17 protein-coding genes and 3 pseudogenes are annotated in these 20,015 nt (G+C 41.1%); 3 read left to right on the top strand and 17 right to left on the bottom strand.

Annotated features, from left to right (window positions below; all coding sequences use genetic code 11):
- Together FTU42_RS13460 and FTU42_RS13455 are read left to right on the top strand one after the other, a co-directional pair.
- Nucleotides 1-96 (top strand): transposase domain-containing protein (locus FTU42_RS13460; RefSeq protein ID WP_141192730.1); only part of this gene is annotated, 96 nt, incomplete at its 5' end.
- Nucleotides 97-434: 338 nt separating this feature from the next.
- A pseudogene (locus FTU42_RS13455) lies at nt 435-1,056 on the top strand (potassium channel family protein); the annotation flags it as partial.
- Nucleotides 1,057-1,159: 103 nt separating this feature from the next.
- Here FTU42_RS13455 and FTU42_RS13450 read toward each other — a convergent pair.
- From FTU42_RS13450 to FTU42_RS13380, 16 genes and pseudogenes are all read right to left on the bottom strand, one after another.
- Nucleotides 1,160-2,239 carry an ArsO family NAD(P)H-dependent flavin-containing monooxygenase gene (locus FTU42_RS13450; RefSeq protein ID WP_005093691.1) on the bottom strand — a complete coding sequence of 360 codons (1,080 nt, stop codon included), beginning with the start codon at nt 2,237-2,239 and terminating at the stop codon, nt 1,160-1,162.
- Between the two features lie 94 nt (nt 2,240-2,333).
- A complete protein-coding gene (gene arsH / locus FTU42_RS13445; protein WP_035337425.1) occupies nt 2,334-3,038 on the bottom strand; it encodes an arsenical resistance protein ArsH in 705 nt (234 codons plus the stop codon).
- Between the two features lie 4 nt (nt 3,039-3,042).
- The gene (arsB, locus tag FTU42_RS13440) at nt 3,043-4,083 is read right to left on the bottom strand and encodes an ACR3 family arsenite efflux transporter (RefSeq protein WP_005093695.1); all 1,041 of its coding nucleotides are present in this window, start codon (nt 4,081-4,083) and stop codon (nt 3,043-3,045) included.
- A 5-nt stretch (nt 4,084-4,088) separates the two neighbouring features.
- Nucleotides 4,089-4,562, bottom strand: a complete 474-nt coding sequence (locus tag FTU42_RS13435) for an arsenate reductase ArsC (protein ID WP_074382687.1) — start codon at nt 4,560-4,562, stop codon at nt 4,089-4,091.
- Nucleotides 4,563-4,568: 6 nt separating this feature from the next.
- Nucleotides 4,569-4,889, bottom strand: a complete 321-nt coding sequence (locus tag FTU42_RS13430) for a metalloregulator ArsR/SmtB family transcription factor (protein ID WP_005093699.1) — start codon at nt 4,887-4,889, stop codon at nt 4,569-4,571.
- Between the two features lie 192 nt (nt 4,890-5,081).
- Nucleotides 5,082-5,273 (bottom strand): thioredoxin family protein, encoded by a 192-nt coding sequence (locus FTU42_RS15050; RefSeq protein WP_354666952.1) that lies wholly within the window; start codon nt 5,271-5,273, stop codon nt 5,082-5,084.
- A pseudogene (locus FTU42_RS13425) lies at nt 5,271-5,732 on the bottom strand (permease); the annotation flags it as partial. The pseudogene FTU42_RS13425 and the gene FTU42_RS15050, both read right to left, overlap by 3 nt.
- Before the next feature lie 286 nt (nt 5,733-6,018).
- Nucleotides 6,019-6,453: an arsenate reductase (glutaredoxin) gene (gene arsC / locus FTU42_RS13420; protein WP_005093706.1), complete on the bottom strand. Its 435-nt coding sequence runs from the start codon at nt 6,451-6,453 to the stop codon at nt 6,019-6,021.
- 179 nt (nt 6,454-6,632) lie between these two features.
- Nucleotides 6,633-9,509 carry a type I restriction endonuclease subunit R gene (locus FTU42_RS13415; RefSeq protein ID WP_159516668.1) on the bottom strand — a complete coding sequence of 959 codons (2,877 nt, stop codon included), beginning with the start codon at nt 9,507-9,509 and terminating at the stop codon, nt 6,633-6,635.
- A gap of 28 nt (nt 9,510-9,537) precedes the next feature.
- Nucleotides 9,538-10,449, bottom strand: a complete 912-nt coding sequence (locus FTU42_RS13410) for a DUF5655 domain-containing protein (protein ID WP_159516669.1) — start codon at nt 10,447-10,449, stop codon at nt 9,538-9,540.
- Nucleotides 10,450-10,466: 17 nt separating this feature from the next.
- A complete protein-coding gene (locus FTU42_RS13405; protein ID WP_159516670.1) occupies nt 10,467-11,318 on the bottom strand; it encodes an HNH endonuclease in 852 nt (283 codons plus the stop codon).
- Nucleotides 11,319-11,328: 10 nt separating this feature from the next.
- On the bottom strand, nt 11,329-12,462 hold the full coding sequence (locus FTU42_RS13400) for a restriction endonuclease subunit S (RefSeq protein ID WP_159516671.1): 1,134 nt from the start codon (nt 12,460-12,462) through the stop codon (nt 11,329-11,331).
- Nucleotides 12,462-14,030, bottom strand: a complete 1,569-nt coding sequence (locus tag FTU42_RS13395; RefSeq protein WP_159516672.1) for a type I restriction-modification system subunit M — start codon at nt 14,028-14,030, stop codon at nt 12,462-12,464. The genes FTU42_RS13400 and FTU42_RS13395 overlap by 1 nt, the downstream gene beginning before the upstream one ends.
- A 289-nt stretch (nt 14,031-14,319) precedes the next feature.
- Nucleotides 14,320-15,906, bottom strand: coding sequence for a sensor domain-containing diguanylate cyclase (locus tag FTU42_RS13390; RefSeq protein WP_005093719.1), 1,587 nt, complete (start codon nt 15,904-15,906; stop codon nt 14,320-14,322).
- A gap of 109 nt (nt 15,907-16,015) precedes the next feature.
- Nucleotides 16,016-16,915 carry a ParB/RepB/Spo0J family partition protein gene (locus FTU42_RS13385; RefSeq protein ID WP_005093722.1) on the bottom strand — a complete coding sequence of 300 codons (900 nt, stop codon included), beginning with the start codon at nt 16,913-16,915 and terminating at the stop codon, nt 16,016-16,018.
- A gap of 18 nt (nt 16,916-16,933) precedes the next feature.
- Nucleotides 16,934-17,719 (bottom strand): ParA family protein, encoded by a 786-nt coding sequence (locus FTU42_RS13380; protein WP_035337428.1) that lies wholly within the window; start codon nt 17,717-17,719, stop codon nt 16,934-16,936.
- Nucleotides 17,720-18,622: 903 nt separating this feature from the next.
- Here FTU42_RS13380 and FTU42_RS13375 point away from each other — a divergent pair.
- Nucleotides 18,623-19,792 (top strand): replication initiation protein, encoded by a 1,170-nt coding sequence (locus FTU42_RS13375; protein WP_005093725.1) that lies wholly within the window; start codon nt 18,623-18,625, stop codon nt 19,790-19,792.
- A gap of 123 nt (nt 19,793-19,915) precedes the next feature.
- Here the strand turns inward: FTU42_RS13375 and FTU42_RS13370 are convergent.
- A pseudogene (locus FTU42_RS13370) lies at nt 19,916-20,015 on the bottom strand (IS1 family transposase); the annotation flags it as partial.

Genomic DNA, 20,015 nt, shown 5'->3' with positions numbered 1-20,015 from the left:
GCCTATTTAAGTGATGTTCTGAAAAGGTTGCCGACACATAAAGTGACCCAAATAGAAGAATTACTGCCACACCGCTGGAAATCCAACTCAAATTAAAAAATAGGCATGGGGTTCAGCGGACGCTTACCATCATCGACTCAAATCTCTATTTGCAACAGTGCCTCTCCGACAATCTTGGTACAGTTCAACTTGATGATATATAAATTTTTACCATATGGTAAATTTTTATTTTAAATTAAATTTATTGAAACCAAAATCTAGGTGACTTTTATAAAATAAAAAATCTAAAAAAAGTGACCAAAACAACATTAAATGATCTAAATTGATCAAAACTTTAATTCATAAAGACTCATATACTACCTTTTAAATCATATGCTTATAATTATTATCACTTGATGTAATGAATCTCGGTGACCTTGCCAAGGTTGGGAAATATTAATTTCTTTGTACATCTGGATTTACGCTACCTGCGAATCCTTCGATTATTCAGATTACTCAAATTAACCCGTTATTTTGTCTCCCTGCAGATTTTATTGTGGGTGATCAAGCGCGAAAAAGGCTCATTTCAGGCAGTTATTTTTATCCTGCTGATCATGATCATCATTGCGGCGGCTGGGGTATATGTGGTTGAAAACAAGGCACAACCGGAAGTCTTTAGCTCCATCCCTGCGTCCATGTGGTGGGCGGTGGTGACGCTGACCACAGTCGGCTATGGCGATGTGACACCAATCACCCCCTTAGGCCGCTTTCTGGGGGCTTTAATTACCATTTTAGGGGTAGGTCTGGCAGCACTTCCTGCGGGTATTCTGGCCAATGAGCTGAGACAACGCAAACACAAGCTGGAATTAAGATTTCGTGAACTGCTTGATGACGCAGAAATTGACTTGATTGAAGATCAAGAAAAAATTGAAACTTTACGTAAAGAAGTCGGGCTGAGCACAGAGCAAATGCAGGATATCCTGTTAGAGCTTATTCATGAGCGCAAGAAAGAACAACTCGAGCAGGAAAAAAACAAGTTTCTTCTGCCCGCATTGTGGGCATAAGTTACCTGATTAAAAGGTAGCCAGATCATCGCGAGCATCAGACCATAGGATATGATACTTGTTGCAGGCAGATGCTATTCACTCAATTTTTTCGTTTGAAGCAGGATCAAGTCATTTCAATCTAAAAACGCAGCGATTTCATCGGCCACTGCCCTGGATGTCCGGGAAACTCCGACCAGCGTCGCCGAAGCAGCACCGGTCCATTCCCCATAACCGACCAGCCATAAATTCGGCAGCTGAACCGAGCGGCCATCCTTCACTGCGATGGTCTGGTCCTGCTGGATAATCCCGAGGCTGCTAAGATGATTCAGCGCCGCCTTAAATCCGGTACACCAGATCACTGCATCCACTTGCGCGGTGCTGCCATCTTCCCACATCACGCCATGTTCGGTAAAAGCCGAAAATGGACGCTTGCTCTGTAAAACGCCTCGCTCACGTGCCTCTTTGACTGAATCAATCATGACAATATCGCCCAGACCACCAATGGGCTGCTCGATCTTTCTACCTTGCTGCTGGGCTTTCAAACGCTCGGTCGCCCTTAAGAACAGGACACGGCCATCAACATCATCTGCCAGAAATTGCGGCGGTGTCTGGGTGATCCAAAGCGTTTCAGCTACCTGGGAAACCTCGGCCAGGATTTGCGCACCGGAGTTGCCACTACCCACGATCATGACTTTCTTGTTTTTAAATAACTCAGCATTTTTATAATCTGCTGAATGAAGTTGTATACCCTGAAAATGCTCACGACCTGCATACTCGGGAATAAATGGTTGGCTCCATGTCCCTGTAGCGCTTACCACTGCTTTGGCTTTCCAGGATTGTTCCCCGGCATAGACCTCTAAATATGTCCCTTTGTTTTCCACGCGCTCCACATGCACCGGACGAACTACAGGAAAGTGATAGCGCTGCTCATAGGCGGTCAAATAATCGATCACCTCATTGCGGGTCGGATAGGTCTGTTCGGTCGCCGGCATCATCCAGCCCGACAGCGAACTCCAGCTATTCGGGGAGAAAAGACGCAAGGACTCCCAGGCATGCTGCCAGGCACCTCCAGGCTGAGGCTGATCATCCAGGATGATAAACGGAATATTCTTGCGCTTTAAGAAATAAGCCGTGGACAAACCGGCCTGTCCAGCACCGATGATGATCACATCTGTTTCGATCTGTTTTATGTCCAAAGCCTTTTCCCCTTGCATTTTTCTGTCGTTCTTGATGCAGCATCCCGCTTTTTCAGCGGGTTTCTGCTGATTTCTCTGATTGACCGGACAGCCTGATCAAGCAAATTCAGTCTTACAAACTGCGCTGATTTACCCGTTTGGAAAGCTCTTCAGCCGATTCCTTGCGTTCTGAATAACGATCTGTCAGGTATTTGCTTTGACCACGAGTCAGCAAGGTAAATTTATACAGTTCTTCCATCACATCCACAATCCGGTCATAGAATGCTGATGGCTTCATTCGTCCATCTTCTTCAAATTCCAGGAATGCTTTTGGAATTGAAGACTGATTTGGAATCGTGATCATCCGCATCCAACGCCCCAAAACACGCATCTGGTTCAGACTGTTAAAGGACTGTGATCCCCCACTGACTTGCATCAAGGCAAGGGTTTTTCCTTGAGTGGCACGAATTGCGCCCCCTGCCAGTGGAATCCAGTCAATCTGGGATTTAAAGATGGAACTCATAGAACCATGTCGTTCCGGTGAACACCACACCATGCCTTCTGACCATGCTAAAAGTTCATGCAACTCTTTTACTTTTGGATGCTCAGTATCCGCATCTTCAGGTAAAGGAAGCCCTTTAGGATGAAAGATTTTTACTTCTGCCCCAAAATATTCAAGGATTCGACCAGCTTCAAGAACTGCAAGGCGACTGTAAGAACGTTCCCGATTAGACCCATAGAGCAGTAAAATCCGAGGAGGATGAGCTAGTTCTTTGGCTTGGACTTTTTCAAAGGTGGGTTGTTCAATAAGATTTGGATCTACGTTAGGCAGGTTCATCATATCAAGCCTCTTTAAAATATTTCTTTCTTAGCCACAGTGAAACACTCACTAAAGCAATTAACACAGGTACTTCAACCAATGGCCCAATAATCGTGGTAAAAGCAACCGGCGAAGCAATACCAAAAGTTGCAATGGCGACTGCAAGTGATAATTCAAAATTATTTCCAGCCGCAGTAAATGAGATTGCAGCAGTTTTTGGATAATCATTGCCCATCCATTTACTCATAAAGAAGCTAATAAAGAACATGGCCACAAAGTAAATGATTAAAGGAATCGCGATGCGTAAAACTTCCAGTGGAAGACTCACAACATCACCCCCTTTTAAGCTAAACATGGCCAAAATCGTAAACAGCAAAGCCATTAAACTCAGCGGGCTGATTTTTGGAATGAACCTGGTTTGATACCATTCCACGCCTTTTTGTTTCACCAAAATTAAGCGCGTTAAGAAACCCAATAAGAACGGAATTCCAAGATAAATCAGAACAGCATGGGTAATGGTCCAGAAGCTAACATTGATCACTTGAGCTTCAATACCAAAATATGGCGGAAGGAAGGTCAGGAATAACCAGGCGTAGGTACTGAAGAATAAAATCTGGAAAATACTGTTAAACGCCACCAATGCTGCAACATATTGGTTATCACCACAGGCCAGACCATTCCACACCAGTACCATGGCGATACATCGAGCTAAACCAATCAGGATCACGCCTGTCATATACTCTGGATAGCTATGCAAAAAAATCACAGCCAACGCAAACATCAGTACCGGAGCAATCAACCAGTTTTGAATTAAAGATAGCGTCAGGGTTTTTTTATCCTTAAACACTTGTGGCAAGGTCGCATAATCCACTTTTGCCAGGGGTGGATACATCATCAGAATCAGACCAATCGCGATTGGAATATTGACTGAATTAATACTGAATTGATCCAGAGCAACCGATGCTTGAGGAAAAAAGTTTCCTATTGCGATGCCTAACGCCATGGCAATAAAAATCCACAGCGTCAGGTTGCGATCTAAAAAGGACATGCGTTTTTCAGACATGTGACTTACTCAACATTCGAAATTTGATTAATCGCTGCAATCAATTGTGAGCGAGAAAGTTCATCTACGTTCAGTTTAAACAAAGTATCCAGGCGACGATTGATATGTTCAACAGTGTTCATAAAGGCTTGCATTTTTTCTTCTTTATCCACCTCTAAATGTGACGGATCAGACAGGCCCCAGTGCGCCTTGATCGCTCCGCCAAGATAAAGAGGACACGCTTCCTGTGCAGCCGCATCACAGACGGTAATCACCACGTCTGGCTGATACTGTTCACAGGCATCAATCGTCTTGCTGGATAAGCCTTTAGTCGACAAGCCCAGATTGTGCAGGGTTTCAAGCGTCAAGGGATGCACCTGACCGGAAGGTTTGCTGCCAGCACTGTAAGCGACCCAGCCTTCTGGCGCACGGCTATTGAACAACACTTCAGATAGAATGCTGCGGCAACTGTTCCCCGTGCATAAAAACAAAAATTTCATGAAAACTTACTCGCAATGGCTCTGAATCGATAGAGCGGAAGAATCAAATAAAACCGGAACGTCACTACGTTTCAGTACGTCCAGAATTTCAAAGCACCAGGCCGGTAATTGCGGATTGAGGCTGTAGTACACCCACTGGCTTTGCCGACGATCGTTGAGCAGACCGCAAGACCGCAACAAGGCCAAATGCCGTGAAATTTTTGGTTGGCTTAACTGCAGTTTATCGGTCAGATCACAGACGCATTGCTCTTTATTTTCCGCAATCAGCAGGACAATACTGAGACGTGTTTCATCAGATAAACATTTAAAAAACTGAACGTGGTCCATAGCTGCTCCCCTTCTATTATGCAAATATATACATATCCATATATATAGTAAATAGTACAAGTGAAAAATTATATCTGGATCAGGATATCACAGCCAGAAAGCGCTGGATTTAACAGTTTCCCTCTTCTTCCAATATAGAAAAACCAGCGACTTGAACCACTGGTTTTCTTCGCTACAACTTTAATTTTGAAGTTATTTATTTTTCTCGATCAGTTCCGCGATAGCCTGAGCTTCCAGAATTTTACCACTCGATACGATTTTACTGTCAATCATCAGACCCGGTGTGCTTAACAGTCCGGTTTCGGCAATCTGCATCATATCCGTGACATACTCAATGTCCGCTTTGACACCGGTGCTTTTCACTGCTTCTTCAGTTGCAGCCAACAGGGCCTTTTTCCAGTTAAAAATACTGGCCAATAAAATAATCGAAGCCAGATCGACTAAGGGAGATGAAATCAGAAAGGAAAAGGTCACCCCCACAGGCAGTCCGGCACGGGTAAAACCGATAAACAGCGGAATGGAAGAACAGGAACAAAATGGGGTAATGGTGCCGAGCAAGGCCCCCATGATATTGGCTTTGATCCCGGTCATGCGTCCCAGAATCTGCCGGGTGCGTTCAGGCGGAAAATTACTCTGGATATACGACAGGCTATAGATCAGGACTGAGAGCAGAATAAAGATCTTAAAAACATCATAAATAAAGAAGTGAATACTGCCACCGAGCCGGGTCACCACCGATAAACCGAAGACATTTTCGACCAGCCAGCGCACGCCTTCCGAGAGCCAGGTCATTTTAAGCAGCACATCATTCAGCCAGGCAAAAATCGCGATTATGCTTTCCATTTAAAGCTCCTGGTTTTAGGGGGATGAGATCAGGTCGATGCACTCATCGGCAGATTTTTGAACCATTGACCTGCGCAACAGTTTCCAGTCGGTAGCCTGTGTAAGATTTGAAAAATGGTACTCTCTGTCAAAACCTGATACGGGGAAACTGCCTGCTGATGATCCAATTCCTTTATCCTTCAAGAACCTATTTCATTCAGTATGTAAATGATATGGATCATCGTCCATGTGTTTTTCAGATAAAAAAGCTCCAATCAAGTTGAAGCTTTTTCGTAGGGGGGACACTTTATTTTACCCGATTGCCCTGTTGATCCACGATGATTTCACCGTCTTCTTTGGCAAAGGCTTTTAATTGTGGCGAAGGCAGAATATCCAGTACCACTTCCGATGGGCGGCATAATCGGGTTCCAAGCTCGGTAACCACCAACGGGCGGTTGATCAGGATCGGATGTTGCAGCATGGCATCAAGCAGTTTCTCATCGCTCCAGCCGGCATCATCTAGATTCAGCTCGGTATAGGGATCGACATTTTTACGGAGCGCATCTCTTACCGATAAACCTGCATCAGAAATCAGTTGAATCAGCTCATCACGAGAAGGAGGCGTAACTAGATATTCGATCACTTCAGGCTCAATTCCCGCATTGCGAATTAAAGCCAGCGTATTGCGTGAGGTACCACAGGCTGGATTATGATAAATTTGGACTTTTGGCATTTGATCCATGAGCTTTACTCTTATCAATGAATCATAGCTTTATATATGAATATACGCATATTCGCAATATAAAATATATGTGTTTTTCAGATGTAACCTGATATGAGAAGTCCAAAATCATTTGAAGCAGTTTCAAAATGAATAGTCTCTTCTAGCTCTAGATTATTGGATCACTTCACAGGCTGCTGTTAAAACCCCACATAAAACTTTTCAATCAGCTTTCGGGTCTTGACCAGCAGATTACTCAACACATTTTCCCGTTCAAACAGCTTCACTTTAAAGTTCAGCAAGTCTTTCAATTCTTCCTTACGTGGTAAACGTTTGGTGAACTCGTAATGTTCCAGAACTTGCTTCATTGCTTCTGGTTTCAGGTTTTCTTCTGTACAGAGGTACTGATAGGCCTGTTCTTTTTCAGCATCCCAGAACTGAGCAAAGGCCGTTTGTACGCTCTGGCCATTGATCATCTTGGGCAGGTTTTCTTCAATAAACTTCTGGATCAGCGCCTGCTTGTCATACAGGGTGATTTCATTGCCAATCAGGTCATAGACCTGAGCTTCATACTTCTTACGTTTGTCTTCATCATCACTATTCACAGCCAGTTGTAGCAGGTTGATGATATAACCAACATTGATCCGGTCACTGTGCAGTAAGTCCAGCTGAAAATCGACATCGTCCAGTACCGATACTTTTTCTTTTTTAGTGGTCTTGCGTACATCACGACATAGATCGGCATACTTGGACGCAAAGTTGGCAAAATGCTGTTTATCCAGTGCAGTCTGGTCCTGATCATATTCAATAAAGGTTTGCAGCTGGGCGTTGTAACGCATCACTTCTCGAAAGGCTTTAATGAACGCCAGCTGCTGATCTTCAGTGATGAGTTCGTCGACACTTTGATAATCAGGGGTAATATTTAGTAGCTTCTGTACTGCCACTTCATAGTCCTGCTGAATTTCTTCATAACTTGGCACCAGTACCACTTTTTGCGCTTCTTTATTGGAAAATAATGCCAGTGCTTCATCAGTGGCGCGTTTCAGGTTACGGAAACAGATGATGTTGCCGAAAGGTTTTTTGTCGTTAAAGACGCGGTTGGTTCGCGAGAAGGCCTGAATCAGGCCATGGTATTTCAGGTTCTTGTCGACATACAGGGTATTTAAGGGCTTGGAATCAAAACCGGTCAGAAACATATTCACCACAAGCAGGATATCAATCTGTTTCTTTTTGACCCGATCGGCAATGTCGCGGTAATAGGCATAGAACTGGTCGCCAGAATTGTAGTTGGTCTTAAACTGCTGGTTGTACTTGGCGATATAACGGTCCAGCTTGTCGCGACTGGACGGATTGATCTGGCTGGGAATATCGGCTGCTTCTTCATGGATCAGCCCGTTTTGCTCATCTACTGGGACTGCTTCATTGGCGGCATAGGAGAAAATCGTCGCAATCGTCAGCGGTTTGAACAGTCGGCCCTGCTCTTCATCCTGTTGCTGTTTCTCGGCCTGAACCTTTTCAAACACTTCATAGTACTGGGTCAGGGTATCGACCGAACTGACACAGAACATCGCGGTAAATTCACCATTGCGAGTTTTGGTCGGATGCGTATCGACAATATAGCGCGCAATCATTTCCAGGCGCTGTGGATTGTCGTAGAGCTCCCGGGTATCAATGCCTTCGACATCATCGTCATAGTCGAGGTTGTGCTGCATGCCCTTGGCCGTGTATTTACCCCGGTAATCAATCTGGAACTGCAACACGTTACGATCCCGGATCGCATCGACAATCACATACTGGTGCAGACACTGATTAAACAGATAATCCGTGGTGAGTTTGAGGCCGGCTTTAGACTGACTGTTTTCCTCAAAAATCGGCGTTCCGGTAAAACCAAACATCTGCGCATTGCTGAAGAACTTCTTGATATTCTGATGGGTCTCACCAAACTGGCTGCGGTGACATTCATCAAAGATAAACACCACTTTCTGGTCTTTGAGATAATCGATGTATTCCAGATAGCGATCCGTGCTGATGGCGCGATTGAGCTTTTGAATGGTGGTGACAATCAGTTTGTCATGGCGTTGATCCAGCTGCTTGACCAGAGTATGCGTGCTATCGGTGCTGTCGACACTTTCGGCTTTAAAGGCATTAAATTCGCGTGAGGTTTGCGTGTCCAGATCATTACGATCCACTACAAACAGGACTTTTTCCACATCCGGCATTTGCATGATGATCTGGCTGGCTTTAAACGAGGTCAGGGTTTTGCCTGAACCGGTGGTATGCCAGATATAGCCGTTCTGATCGGAGTTTTGCACATGCTGCACGATTTTCTGCACTGCATAAATCTGATAGGGACGTAGCACCATCAGGCTTTTCGTGGTTTCTAGCAGCACCATGTATTGGGTCAGCATTTGGGTCAGATGCTGCTGATTGAGAAAAGCTTCGGCAAAGTCGACAATTTCATTGATGTGTTTGTTATTGACATCGGCCCATGGAAAGGCAAACTCGATGCCTGTGGTGCCGTTAGAATAATAACGGGTATTGGCACCATTACTGATCACAAACAGCTGGATAAAACCAAACAGACCTTGTCCAGCCCAATACGCTTCACGGATATAACGTTGGGTTTGGTTAAAGGCTTCGGCAATTTCCATGCCACGCTTTTTCAGCTCGATCTGAACCAGTGGCAGACCATTGACCAACAGAGTCACATCAAAACGGCTGGTTCTGCCATTATAGTCGCGGTGATCAATGGTGATTTGATTGGTCACCTGATAGATGTTTTTGCTGGGGTCATCTGACAGGAAAAAGATGTGCTTACTTGAACCGTCATCAAATTTGACCGGGAACAGATCACGCAAATTCTTGGCCCGTTCAAATACCGTTCCGGTATTCAAAAAGCTGATGACCTGTTTCCATTCAGTTTCAGACAGTGGTGCAAGTCCATTAGCGCGTTCAATTTGAGTTTTCAGGTTAGACAGTAGCTGGCGTTCGTCCTTGAGCGTGACTGAGGCATAACTTAATTGCTGCAGCTGGCCAATCAGTTCGTTTTCAAGTTGGTATTCGCTTTGTACTGTCATTTCCTTCCCCTCTAAAATCTTAAATTATTCACTTCAATGTCTGTTTAATTAAACTCAAGATATATTCTAAATTTTCTGTATCTGACACGATCACCTCACAATCGCCATTGCCCCAATGTCCAATATTGGTCACATCTTTCGCGAGCTGTTTCGGGTCATCCAGTTGATTAAAAGGCATATTCAACCATATACGAATTTGCTTTGTCCCAATACTCATATAGACATAGTTGCGCTTACCCTTACGGAAGGCGATATACATTTTCTTAGGATGGATATCTAAATCGGTAGTTAAGCCCAGAATTGAGTCCCTGAATTGCTCATATAGCTCTTTGATGTCATCGGACTTATCCGCCAAGTGATAGGCTTCATCATATTGCTGAATTTCTTTGGCAATCTTTTGAATGTCTTCAGACTCAACCTTTTGCACTTGCTTTATTGAAGGCGCTGATTTGGCTTTCTGCAATGGATTGACAGAAACAATTCCACCCTGATAACGTTTGATTTCCCACAGCTCAATACCTAAATCTTTAAAGTTGGTGGACTGCTTTTGATAGTCGGTAAAGCTCGGTGAAACAAAGATGATTCGGCTTTGTGACCAGTCGACATCGTGACGTTTAAGCTGTTTGCTCTGGCTCTCGTTGTACTCCACGATAAAATCTGCCTTATAGTCGAGCATCAGATTCAGATAAGAAACGCCTTGATCAATCACGCTATAATTGCGTTCACGCTTGTATTCGATAATTACGAAGGCCTGACTTTCGGGATCGAAAGCCAGTGTATCAATACGGTTATTTTTAATGGTGAATTCAGACTTGATGAATTCCAGACCTGTAAAACTGTAAAGATTGTTTTCAAACAGGGTTTGAATTTCTCTTTCCAAACGAAAAGGATCTTCTGTAAGTTCTACTAATGACTGTGCTTGGGTTTGATAAAGCTGCATTAAAAATCTCGAATTATTTATTCTGCAAATGTTTGTCTAAGTGGATTACTCAAAGAAACGCTATATAAGAGTTTTAATCTCTTAATTGTCATTGGAATACCATTTTCGGTTTTATGGAGCATGGCATGACAGTTCGGGCATACAGGTCGAAGATCCTCTTTAGGATCTACTTCATACTCTTCGCCAATCGTGTGCAAAGGCTTAAGATGATGTATGTGGATGAAATCTTTAGCAAATGAGCCATACATATGTTCAAAGCTTAAGCCACAGACATAACAGCGTGTTCCATGAATTTCTATACATTTAGCCCTTGCTTCAGGATTACGCTCATATTTATTCACTAAAACCGTTTGCTTAGCTCCTTCAGGAAAGGTTTCATTTTCTAAACCTGCTTCATCGGGATAGTCGGTATTCACACTATCAGTTTTAAACTCATTAAAAATGTGAGTTAAAAAAATGCGGATTGGATCATTTGAAGCTTTATCTCGATCTGTGCGACGGCCTTGAATAGGAGCATCAGGAATTAAGTTTTCCTGTCTGAAATATTCAAAAGACAAAGTGGATTTATCCACTTTGTTTAACTTTTCAAAAATAGAGTATCCACCTAGATAACTTTCAATTTTCTTTTTATCCGACCAAAATACTTTCTGCGCTACTGGGTATTCTGAGTTTTCCGCATGCCCCAGAACTTTGAATTGATACATCACCTTTGAGATGGGTTGGGTCACATATACATGAACAATATCATTGATTTGTAACCCTTTACCTTCACTAGTGGCTGAATTCTTCCAATAAATCTGCGGCAAAGCATCATAAGCTGCTTCTAAATCAAACTCAGCATAATTCACGGTTACTAGCCAATTTGCCATAACTTTCCCCCTAGACAAACATCTGCTGCAACAAGCCTTTTTTCCACTGTTTCGCTTGTTCAATTTGCTGTGCCACAACTTCAATTTTTTGGTCAATGGCAGATAAGAAATTGGCGATTTTGGTTTGTTCTTCAAGGCAAGGAAATGGAAAAATTTCATTAGAAACAATGTCAGAATTTAGATTAACTTGAGTCCCTGACTGTCCATACTGATACCAATTCTTTTCAATGTACTCTAAATAATAATAGGTATATTCATGCCAAGCTTTTAGTTCACTGAATACAACGAAACCATCATGAATGCAGACATCAAAACCTGTATAAATTGGTTTACCAATCGTTGCACAGATACTCATAATAATATTACCTTTAGGAATAAATCTGCTTTTTTGAATTCCTTCATTTGATAAATATTGCTCTGTTTCTACGAGTATTTTTTTACTTTTCGAAACATCTGAAATGCGTACCCAACCTACTTTTGATTCTTCATCAAACCATTTGGCATCTGTAATTGGTCTAGGTGAAGCACCTCTTTTAATATTAGCAATTTCACCAATTATTTTTTCCTCCCACTCCCCAAACTCACTCCCATCATCTGCTTTAAAACGAATTTGCTGACTAAACAGCTTTTGCATCATGCCTTGTTTGTGTTGGCTCAGCAGCTCATGTTTTTGGGTGAGTTGGCTAATCTTTTCATCCACTGCGGAAAGAAAAGAAGCAATTTTGGTTTGTTCTTCTTTGGATGGGAGATAAATATCAACATTATTAATCGAGGTTGTATTTAAACTAGGCACACCAGTTGCTTCATTTAATCCAAGCCAGTTCACTTGCAAAGCGTGTTGATAAATGAATAAAGGATAAATATTCTGCTTAATTTCTGAATAAAAAAGAGTATCTACTGTCCAAAATTTTTCATTTACATATTTTGGTTGATCAATTGTACCTTTACGACCGATAAGAATACTTTCACCATCGTATAGGTATTGATTGACATAACGCATCACACCGCCTGTGCCGTAAACAGGTATTTCTCCATCCTCAAGTAATTTATGATCTTTACCATATTTAATAGTAAGTACATCTTTATATTTTTGCGCAGACCAATCCCCATCAAATTCTTTAAATCTTAACTTAGGCGCAGCCATTACTTCACCTCCGCAAAAGGTGAAACAATGCCTAGCTCTTTGCAAAAATCTGCAATGATGGCATCGGTTTTTTGGCTGTCGTGTTCCAAAGCTTGAAGCTGTTGGGCAATCGCATCTAAATCAATCTCGGCTTCCGCTTCAAAAGTATCCACATAACGCGGAATATTCAGGTTGTAATCGTTATCTTTCACTTCCTGCAAGGTCGCCACATGCGCATACTTTTCAATATTTTCACGCTGTTCAAATGCCGCAACAATCTTATCCAAATGCTCAGGCAATAACTTGTTTTGATTCTTCTGCTTTTCAAAATCATTGCTGGCATCAATAAACAGAATATTGCCGCTCTGCTCACGGTTTTTCTTCAACACCAAAATACAGGTCGGAATAGACGTGCCATAGAATATATTGGCGGGTAGACCAATAATCGCATCCACCACGTTCAACTGTTCAATCAAATACTGACGAATCACGCCCTCGCTCGAACCACGGAACAAGACGCCATGCGGTAACACCACCGCCATAGTGCCGTTGTCATCCAGTTGATACAGCATGTGCTGTACAAAAGCCATATCGGCTTTAGAACTTGGCGCCAGTTTGCCATACGCAGCAAAACGTTCATCTTGTAAAAATAACGGATCGGCAGACCATTTTGCAGAAAATGGCGGATTCGCCACCACCGCATCAAACTTTTTATCTAAATGTTGCGGACGGGTTAAAGTGTTTTCCTGCTTGATGTCGAACTTGGCAAAATGCACATCATGCAGAATCATGTTCATGCGCGCCAAGTTGTAAGTGGTACGGTTCATCTCCTGACCATAAATCATATCCACATCTTTGACTTCACGTTTTACCCGCAGCAACAAAGAACCTGAACCGCAAGTCGGGTCATAGACTGAACGTAAACGCTCCTTGCCTTGGGTGACAATCTTGGCCAGTAAAGTCGATACGGTTTGCGGGGTATAGAACTCACCAGCTTTCTTGCCCGCACCTGAGGCAAACTCACCAATCAGGTATTCGTAGGCATCCCCCAGTACATCGGCTTCGGTATTGGAAATATCAAAATCAATATCATCCAGATGACTGAGGACTTTCGCCACCAGTGCATTACGGTCGCTGGCATTGTTGCCGAGCTTGGTCGAATTCAGATCCAGATCTTCAAACAGATTGGCAAAGTCATCGGCAGAATCGGTACCTAAGGTACTTTGCTCAATCGATTTTAAGGTCGCAGTTAAATCATCCAGAATGAATTCGCCCTGACGGCCACGCTCAGCCAGGGTATGGAATAGTTGTTTTGGTGTGAGCGCATAACCGACTTCAGCAATGGCATTCTTTTTGATTTCTTTGATATAAGGCACATGCTCAGGATTGCTTTCATCCAGCTCAAGAAAGCTGACTTCTTCGCCATCCAGCAATTCATTAGCAAAATTAACCGACTTTTCCGACAAATACTTAAAGAAAATAAAACCCAGAATGTAATCACGGAATTCATCTGCCCCCATGGTGCCGCGCAAAGTATTGGCAATATTCCAGAGTTGTTTTTGTAGCTGTTGCAGTTGCACCTGGGTCATTGTTATAGAATTCCAAATAAGTAAATCATTAATAAAATGATTTTACCTAAAATTCTAAAACATGCAGCAGTAAAAAGGTGGAAAAGGACATGAATTGTCGTGCTTAATTCACTTTATTTATCCATTAAAGCTCCCCAGACAGACCAATATGCCAAATTTTACCAGTGCATGCTCGGGCACAGACTGAAGCTGATCTCGATTAAAGCTCATGTAACTCCGCAAGGTCACTGTGCTGAACATGCTTGAGCAGAAAAAGATTTAAAAAATCAAGCCTGTTTGTGCCGACATTTTACTTGGCTAATTTTTGCGTCATACGAACACAGTTCCGCCCATTATTTTTCGCTTCATACAGCTTATTATCTGCCATTTTAAAAACCTGTTTGACGCTTACTGAATCTCTCGGCCAGAATGCGATACCCACGGAAATGGTAACTTCTTTGATTCCTTCAATTTGACTCACTTGCATACTCGTTCTGAGACGTGCTGCTGCATTGAAAGCAACACGAATATCGGAGGTCATCATCAATACGATAAACTCTTCCCCACCAGTGCGACAGCAGAGATCATGACTTCTGAAATTTTTCTGCATTAAAAAAGCCAATCGCTTTAAAACCTCATCTCCGCGGTCATGTCCATAGCTATCGTTGATCTTTTTAAAGAAATCAATATCGATAGCGAGTACCGCAAAATGAGTACCCGTACTGATTAATTCATCCAGAAGATATTGCATGCCACGACGGTTATAAAGGCCAGTCAAGGGGTCAATATTGATATGTTGGCGTAATTCTGAGATCTTGTTATTAAATGTTTTGGAGCTCAAAAGTAGCGAGGCCCTAAACTTGAATACCTCAAAATACCAGGGATCAACCTGACTGATTTTATCCTGAATATCATTTCGATTTAACATACTGGCCATTTTCGCCAAACGATTCAGCGGCGAAGAAATAAATAGCGACATCCGCCAGACGATAAAGAAAATAAACAGATAAAAGATAAATATGCCAATAGAAACTTTTAAAATTAATTCATTGGCCTGTTTAAGAAGTTCATCCGTAGGTTGCTGTGAAACCACAATCCAGTTCACACTGGGAACATGTGCAAAACCGGCCAGGTTATCAATCCCCAAGCTATTCGTTAGACGGACGGATCCTTTCTTGTTTTCATTGATATAGTCAAGACCAGTATTATTTACAATTTTTTCGCCAATCCGACTCGAATCTGGATGGAAGATAATACGGTTCTGCTGATCAATCACATACATATAACTTTTTTTGAAATCAAATTGATTGAACAGCATTTCACTGATTAAATTATTCTTCTGCAGATAAATCGTACCGCTGATAAAGCCCTTATAATTTTGATTCACATCGTAAATAGGCTGTGATATCAACACAACCAGATTTTTTTTGCTTGACCAATAGGGTGCCGAAATATACGCCTTTTTGCTTTTAAGTGATCCAACAATACCCGCTGTATTATAGGGCGTGTGGAATTTTAGGTCTAATGATACTGGTGCATAAGCAAGTATCTGATTTTGCTGGCCCACCATAAAAACACTGTTAAAGTTATTCGACTGGTTTTTGAGCCGTTTGACTTCAGCCTGTCGCAGTGGCGTATTGTAAAAGTTTTGCCCTAATTGCTGAGCACTATACTGCAACTCCTGCAACATATTACTGACATCACGATTCACCCCCATCGCAATCTTGGCTGCGTATTTTTCATTTATAGAGAGTGAATTCTGAATTAGTTGCTGTTTAACCACATAATTCAGAATAAACAGGCTAATCACAAATAAAAAGGAAACGCTGAGGATCGTTGAAATCAGAATCAGCTTGCGTAAATTCAGATTCAAAGATAAAAGTATTTTATATAACAACTGAGCCCCCAGGTACCTTAGGTTGTATTACTCTATTTAATGTAACTTGAAATCCTCTCCGACCTAAATTGAAAAAAGCGCTGTAGCAAGTTGCTACAGCGCTTTAATTTTATTTTTTCAGCATTTTTTTCAGCAAATTTTCCAGCTCTTGTAAATTTTGCTCATCAAATTCACTCATTTTTAATGACACTTTTAAAATGTTGTGATCAAACTTGATATTCCCTGCGACTTTTCCATCATATTCAATTTTATGCACGATTGACGTTTTAATTGGCTCTTTGTTTTCTTTCGACTTTAAAATTTTTTCTGCCAATAAGGCCAGTTTTGTTTGCTCAACTTCTTTTTTCAGTAATTTCGCCCAAGCTTCTAGCAGTGCTTTTTTAGCATTACTGTAATTCTCTTCATAATCTGAAAGAAACTTTTTCACAGCTGTGGCGGCAGTGCGTGCCAACAATGTCGGTTGTTGTTCTAAATCGGCAATCAGTTCTTTCGGTAATTTTTCGAAAGATAGATATTTATACATATCCTCTCGATTCATGCCTAATGATTTTGCCAGCTTTTGCTTGTTCTTTTTTAATTTCTCATCCAGAGAACTCAGACCGACATAAATTTCATAATCTGTTAAGTCTTCCCGTTTTAAATTCTCAGCCAAGGTTAACAGTGCAACTTCTTCATCTGATGCATCGATGACAATCACTTCAATGGTGTTTTTATTGAGAATTTGATGCGCTTTCAAGCGTCGTTCACCTGCAATTAACTCATATTTGTCCTGTACTCGCCGAACTGCAATCGGCTGCAATAATCCAATCTCCTCAATCGAGGCTGCTAAATCTTCAATATCTTGCTGATTGAATATTTTTCGTGGCTGATTGGGACTAGGTTGAATGTCTGTAATTTGGACATTACGACGTAATTCTTTCACATCGTTGACATGCTCTTGCTGAGCTTGTTGATGCTTTTGAGTATTTTGCTGAAGACGTTGTGCCAACAATTCTTTTGTACTTACCATAGGATTCTCAGAGTGCCTTTATTCAACACGATTGATGATTTCTTTCGCTAAATCTTGGAACGCTTTACGAACTTTAGAATTTTTATCTACGCGCAACAATGGCTGTTGTAAAATTGCTGCTTGATTGACTTTCGTACTCATTGGAATGGTCGTTTTTAACAATTCGCCGACCTGGCTTAAAGCTTCATCTCGTATCAGTTTACAGACGTTTTGACGTTCATCATGTTTAATCAGCAAAGCACCTAACAGTTTCAATTCGGGATTGACCCGTCTTATTTTACTTAAATGGTTAATTAAGTCAGTGACACCATATAGGCCATATTGTGAACCGGATTCAATCGGCACCATAACATGGGTAGATGCAGCCAAGGCATTACTGGTCAGAAGTTTTAGGCTTGGAGGACAGTCAATCAGGATGAAATCATATAATCCGTTTAATAATTCCAACTTGTTAGAGAGCTCTTCAGAGGGTCTTGGGGCATCATCTTTAAGTTGGTCTTCTGTTTTACCTAAAGTAAGTGAACCATAAATTAAAGAAACATTTTTAAAATTGGTTTCTTCTTGTAAGGCATCAGACAATAGGTTCAAATCACCTACCAGTAATTCAGCAGAAGTGGTTTCAACCTCACTCGGATGTCTTAATCCGATATGTAAACTTGCATTGGCTTGTGGATCTAAATCAATCACCAATACTTTATGCCCCAAGTCTGCTAGCTCTGCAGCCAGATGAACAACCGTGGTGGTCTTCCCGCAACCACCTTTATGGTTTGCTACAGCAATAATTTTAGTCGATTTATTTGTCATATCAGACCCCATTCGAATGATCCTAATATAGTGGAACTTGTAGCAACTTGCTACACTTTATTTGAATGATATTAAAGTACGAATCAATATCGGCTAACAAAGAAAACAAATTAAAGTTTTATATAAAATATAGCTAGCTAATTATAATTAGTATTAATTAATATAATTAAGTAATTATAATTAGGACAATTTTTCCCTTTTTAAAACAATATCTTACGTCTTTAAAGGTGGAAGGTTTGTCACCGAAAAGTGGAAGGTTTGTCACTGAAAGGTGGAAGACTTGTCACTGAAAGGTGGAAGACTTGTCACTGAAAGGTGGAAGAGCTGTCACTGAAAGGTGGAAGACTTGTCACTATGGTGGAAGACTTGTCACTGGTTTAAAAAAAAACATGAAATTAAGTTATAAAAATATTTAAATTCAAAACTTTAATCTGTTGATAAGTATCATGATCTGACTTTAAAGGTGGAAGACTTGTCACGCTTATTTTTATACTTGTGGATAAGTTATGTTTTCCCTTTAAAAATTGCAAAAAAAAGTCCGATTTAGTACTTGATTCTCTCTAAAGGTGGAAGCTTTGTCACTGAAAAGTGCTAAACCAAATGATTTTTTCACTTATAACGGTATTTTTGGCCACAAAAAAATGCAAAGAAAACGATTTAAGCTCTTCTCAGTTGATAAAAGTGGAAAGCTTGTCACTAATAAGTGGAAATTTTTTCAAAGTTTCCACCTTTGGGTTAAGGATTAGGCTAAATCTAAAAAAATGATGACATGCTTTCCACTCTTGATCTTTAGCACATCCTTTTAAAGGGATAAGCACTTAAAGTGAATCTGTAAGGTGAAGATGTTGAATGTTATTCCACTTTTATGTATAAATAGGGGGAATAACTTTTAATTTTTCACTTATGAGCGATTTTAACGAAAAACAAGAAATAGAATATTTACCTTATTGTATCGGCAATATTCGACAGAATGGAGTGGTGAGTACCAGTAACCGCTTAATTCGCCCTATTGAATTGTCTTCTAATGAATATAAGGCACTGCTTTATGCAATGGCGGTTGCAAACTATGGTGAAAAAAATAACCAAGATCGTGAAATTACCGAGAAAACCTATATCTATCTGCATAAAGAAGATTTGGGGGAATTGTTAGGACTCAATAAGAAGAATTCCATTAATGTGGCTATTGACCGGATTTATAGGGAACTTTCATCTCGGGTTGCTCATTTTGTAATTGAAGAGCCTGTAGATGACGTCAAGCGTAAAGTAAAAAAAGTCCATTCTGTGGTACCGATTATCCGGGAACTGCGCTGGGAAGATGATGCCAAAAATGCCTTACAGATTCGCTTTACCAGTGAAGTGCTGCCTTACTTCACCCGTCTGGCCAGTGGGAATTTTACCACTTACCAGTTGAAAGATTTATTTGCTTTAGACTCTGTCACAAGTATGAGTCTATATTCTTATATTGTTAAAAATGAATTTAAGTATGCGAATCTCGACACCTATGAAGTTGAACTCACCTTAGAGAATTTAAAAGCGTTGATTGACATCGGTGAAAAAAAATATGACCGTTGGGTAGATTTTAGGCGTTATATTCTGGATAAAATTGTTGAAGAAATTAATACTAAAACCAGTTTGCAGCTAGAATATGACACTATTAAGAAAGGCCGTCCTATTGTGGGTGTGCGGTTTAAAATTATGAGTGGAGATACTGAAGCGGCTCTCCCGCAATTTAACGAAAAGACTCAAATCTATTTGGATGTAGATTTTGATGATAATGCCATCGTGAAAGAGTTGGGGGCAAAGTTTGATATGACCGTACGTTCCTGGTATATCTATGCCAATGATCCGAATTATACGCAGTTCAGCAAGTGGTTTAAGATCGAAGGCTGTTTAACCGATTCTCAGGCGAATGTTATTGTGAACGATATTATGTTTCAAATGGATTTTGCTGTGGCCGGTGCATCCATGAATGATTTCAAGAAAGAGATGAAATATAAGCTCAAAAATGATCCGACTTTTGTTCAGGAAAATCGCGAGCGTTTGAATGAGATTTTTGGTAAAGAAATTATTTAAAAAGTGTAGCAAATTGCTACAGCGCATTGAAAAACATTCCGAGTGAATGATTTTTTTTTGCATGTCTGACATTTTTCGCAAATAACTAGAATATTTGGTGGTGTTTCAAAAAGTATGCTGGCATTAAACGAATCCATTATTGATATAAAAGAACACTAAATCAAAGGCTTTGAAATGATTTTCAAGCTTTTTGGAGAAGTTGCAGCTTCTCCTAAAGCCTCGC

Origin of the sequence: Acinetobacter sp. YH12102, assembly GCF_013419125.1 — a bacterium.
Taxonomy (GTDB): Bacteria; Pseudomonadota; Gammaproteobacteria; order Pseudomonadales; family Moraxellaceae; genus Acinetobacter; species Acinetobacter pseudolwoffii.
Note: the sequence above shows the minus strand (reverse complement) of the source record. Positions and strands in the feature narration are given on the sequence as shown.

What these genes read in the sequence shown, in the direction of transcription:
- FTU42_RS13405 (WP_159516670.1), bottom strand. Translation starts at nt 11,318, where the DNA reads ATGGCAAATTGGCTAGTAACCGTGAATTATGCTGAGTTTGATTTAGAA.
- arsB (WP_005093695.1), bottom strand. Translation starts at nt 4,083, where the DNA reads ATGTCTGAAAAACGCATGTCCTTTTTAGATCGCAACCTGACGCTGTGG.
- FTU42_RS13395 (WP_159516672.1), bottom strand. Translation starts at nt 14,030, where the DNA reads ATGACCCAGGTGCAACTGCAACAGCTACAAAAACAACTCTGGAATATT.
- FTU42_RS13380 (WP_035337428.1), bottom strand. Translation starts at nt 17,719, where the DNA reads ATGACAAATAAATCGACTAAAATTATTGCTGTAGCAAACCATAAAGGT.
- FTU42_RS13430 (WP_005093699.1), bottom strand. Translation starts at nt 4,889, where the DNA reads ATGGACCACGTTCAGTTTTTTAAATGTTTATCTGATGAAACACGTCTC.
- FTU42_RS13450 (WP_005093691.1), bottom strand. Translation starts at nt 2,239, where the DNA reads ATGCAAGGGGAAAAGGCTTTGGACATAAAACAGATCGAAACAGATGTG.
- FTU42_RS13415 (WP_159516668.1), bottom strand. Translation starts at nt 9,509, where the DNA reads ATGACAGTACAAAGCGAATACCAACTTGAAAACGAACTGATTGGCCAG.
- FTU42_RS13385 (WP_005093722.1), bottom strand. Translation starts at nt 16,915, where the DNA reads ATGGTAAGTACAAAAGAATTGTTGGCACAACGTCTTCAGCAAAATACT.
- arsH (WP_035337425.1), bottom strand. Translation starts at nt 3,038, where the DNA reads ATGAACCTGCCTAACGTAGATCCAAATCTTATTGAACAACCCACCTTT.
- FTU42_RS13410 (WP_159516669.1), bottom strand. Translation starts at nt 10,449, where the DNA reads ATGCAGCTTTATCAAACCCAAGCACAGTCATTAGTAGAACTTACAGAA.
- FTU42_RS13400 (WP_159516671.1), bottom strand. Translation starts at nt 12,462, where the DNA reads ATGGCTGCGCCTAAGTTAAGATTTAAAGAATTTGATGGGGATTGGTCT.
- FTU42_RS13375 (WP_005093725.1), top strand. Translation starts at nt 18,623, where the DNA reads ATGAGCGATTTTAACGAAAAACAAGAAATAGAATATTTACCTTATTGT.
- FTU42_RS13435 (WP_074382687.1), bottom strand. Translation starts at nt 4,562, where the DNA reads ATGAAATTTTTGTTTTTATGCACGGGGAACAGTTGCCGCAGCATTCTA.
- arsC (WP_005093706.1), bottom strand. Translation starts at nt 6,453, where the DNA reads ATGGATCAAATGCCAAAAGTCCAAATTTATCATAATCCAGCCTGTGGT.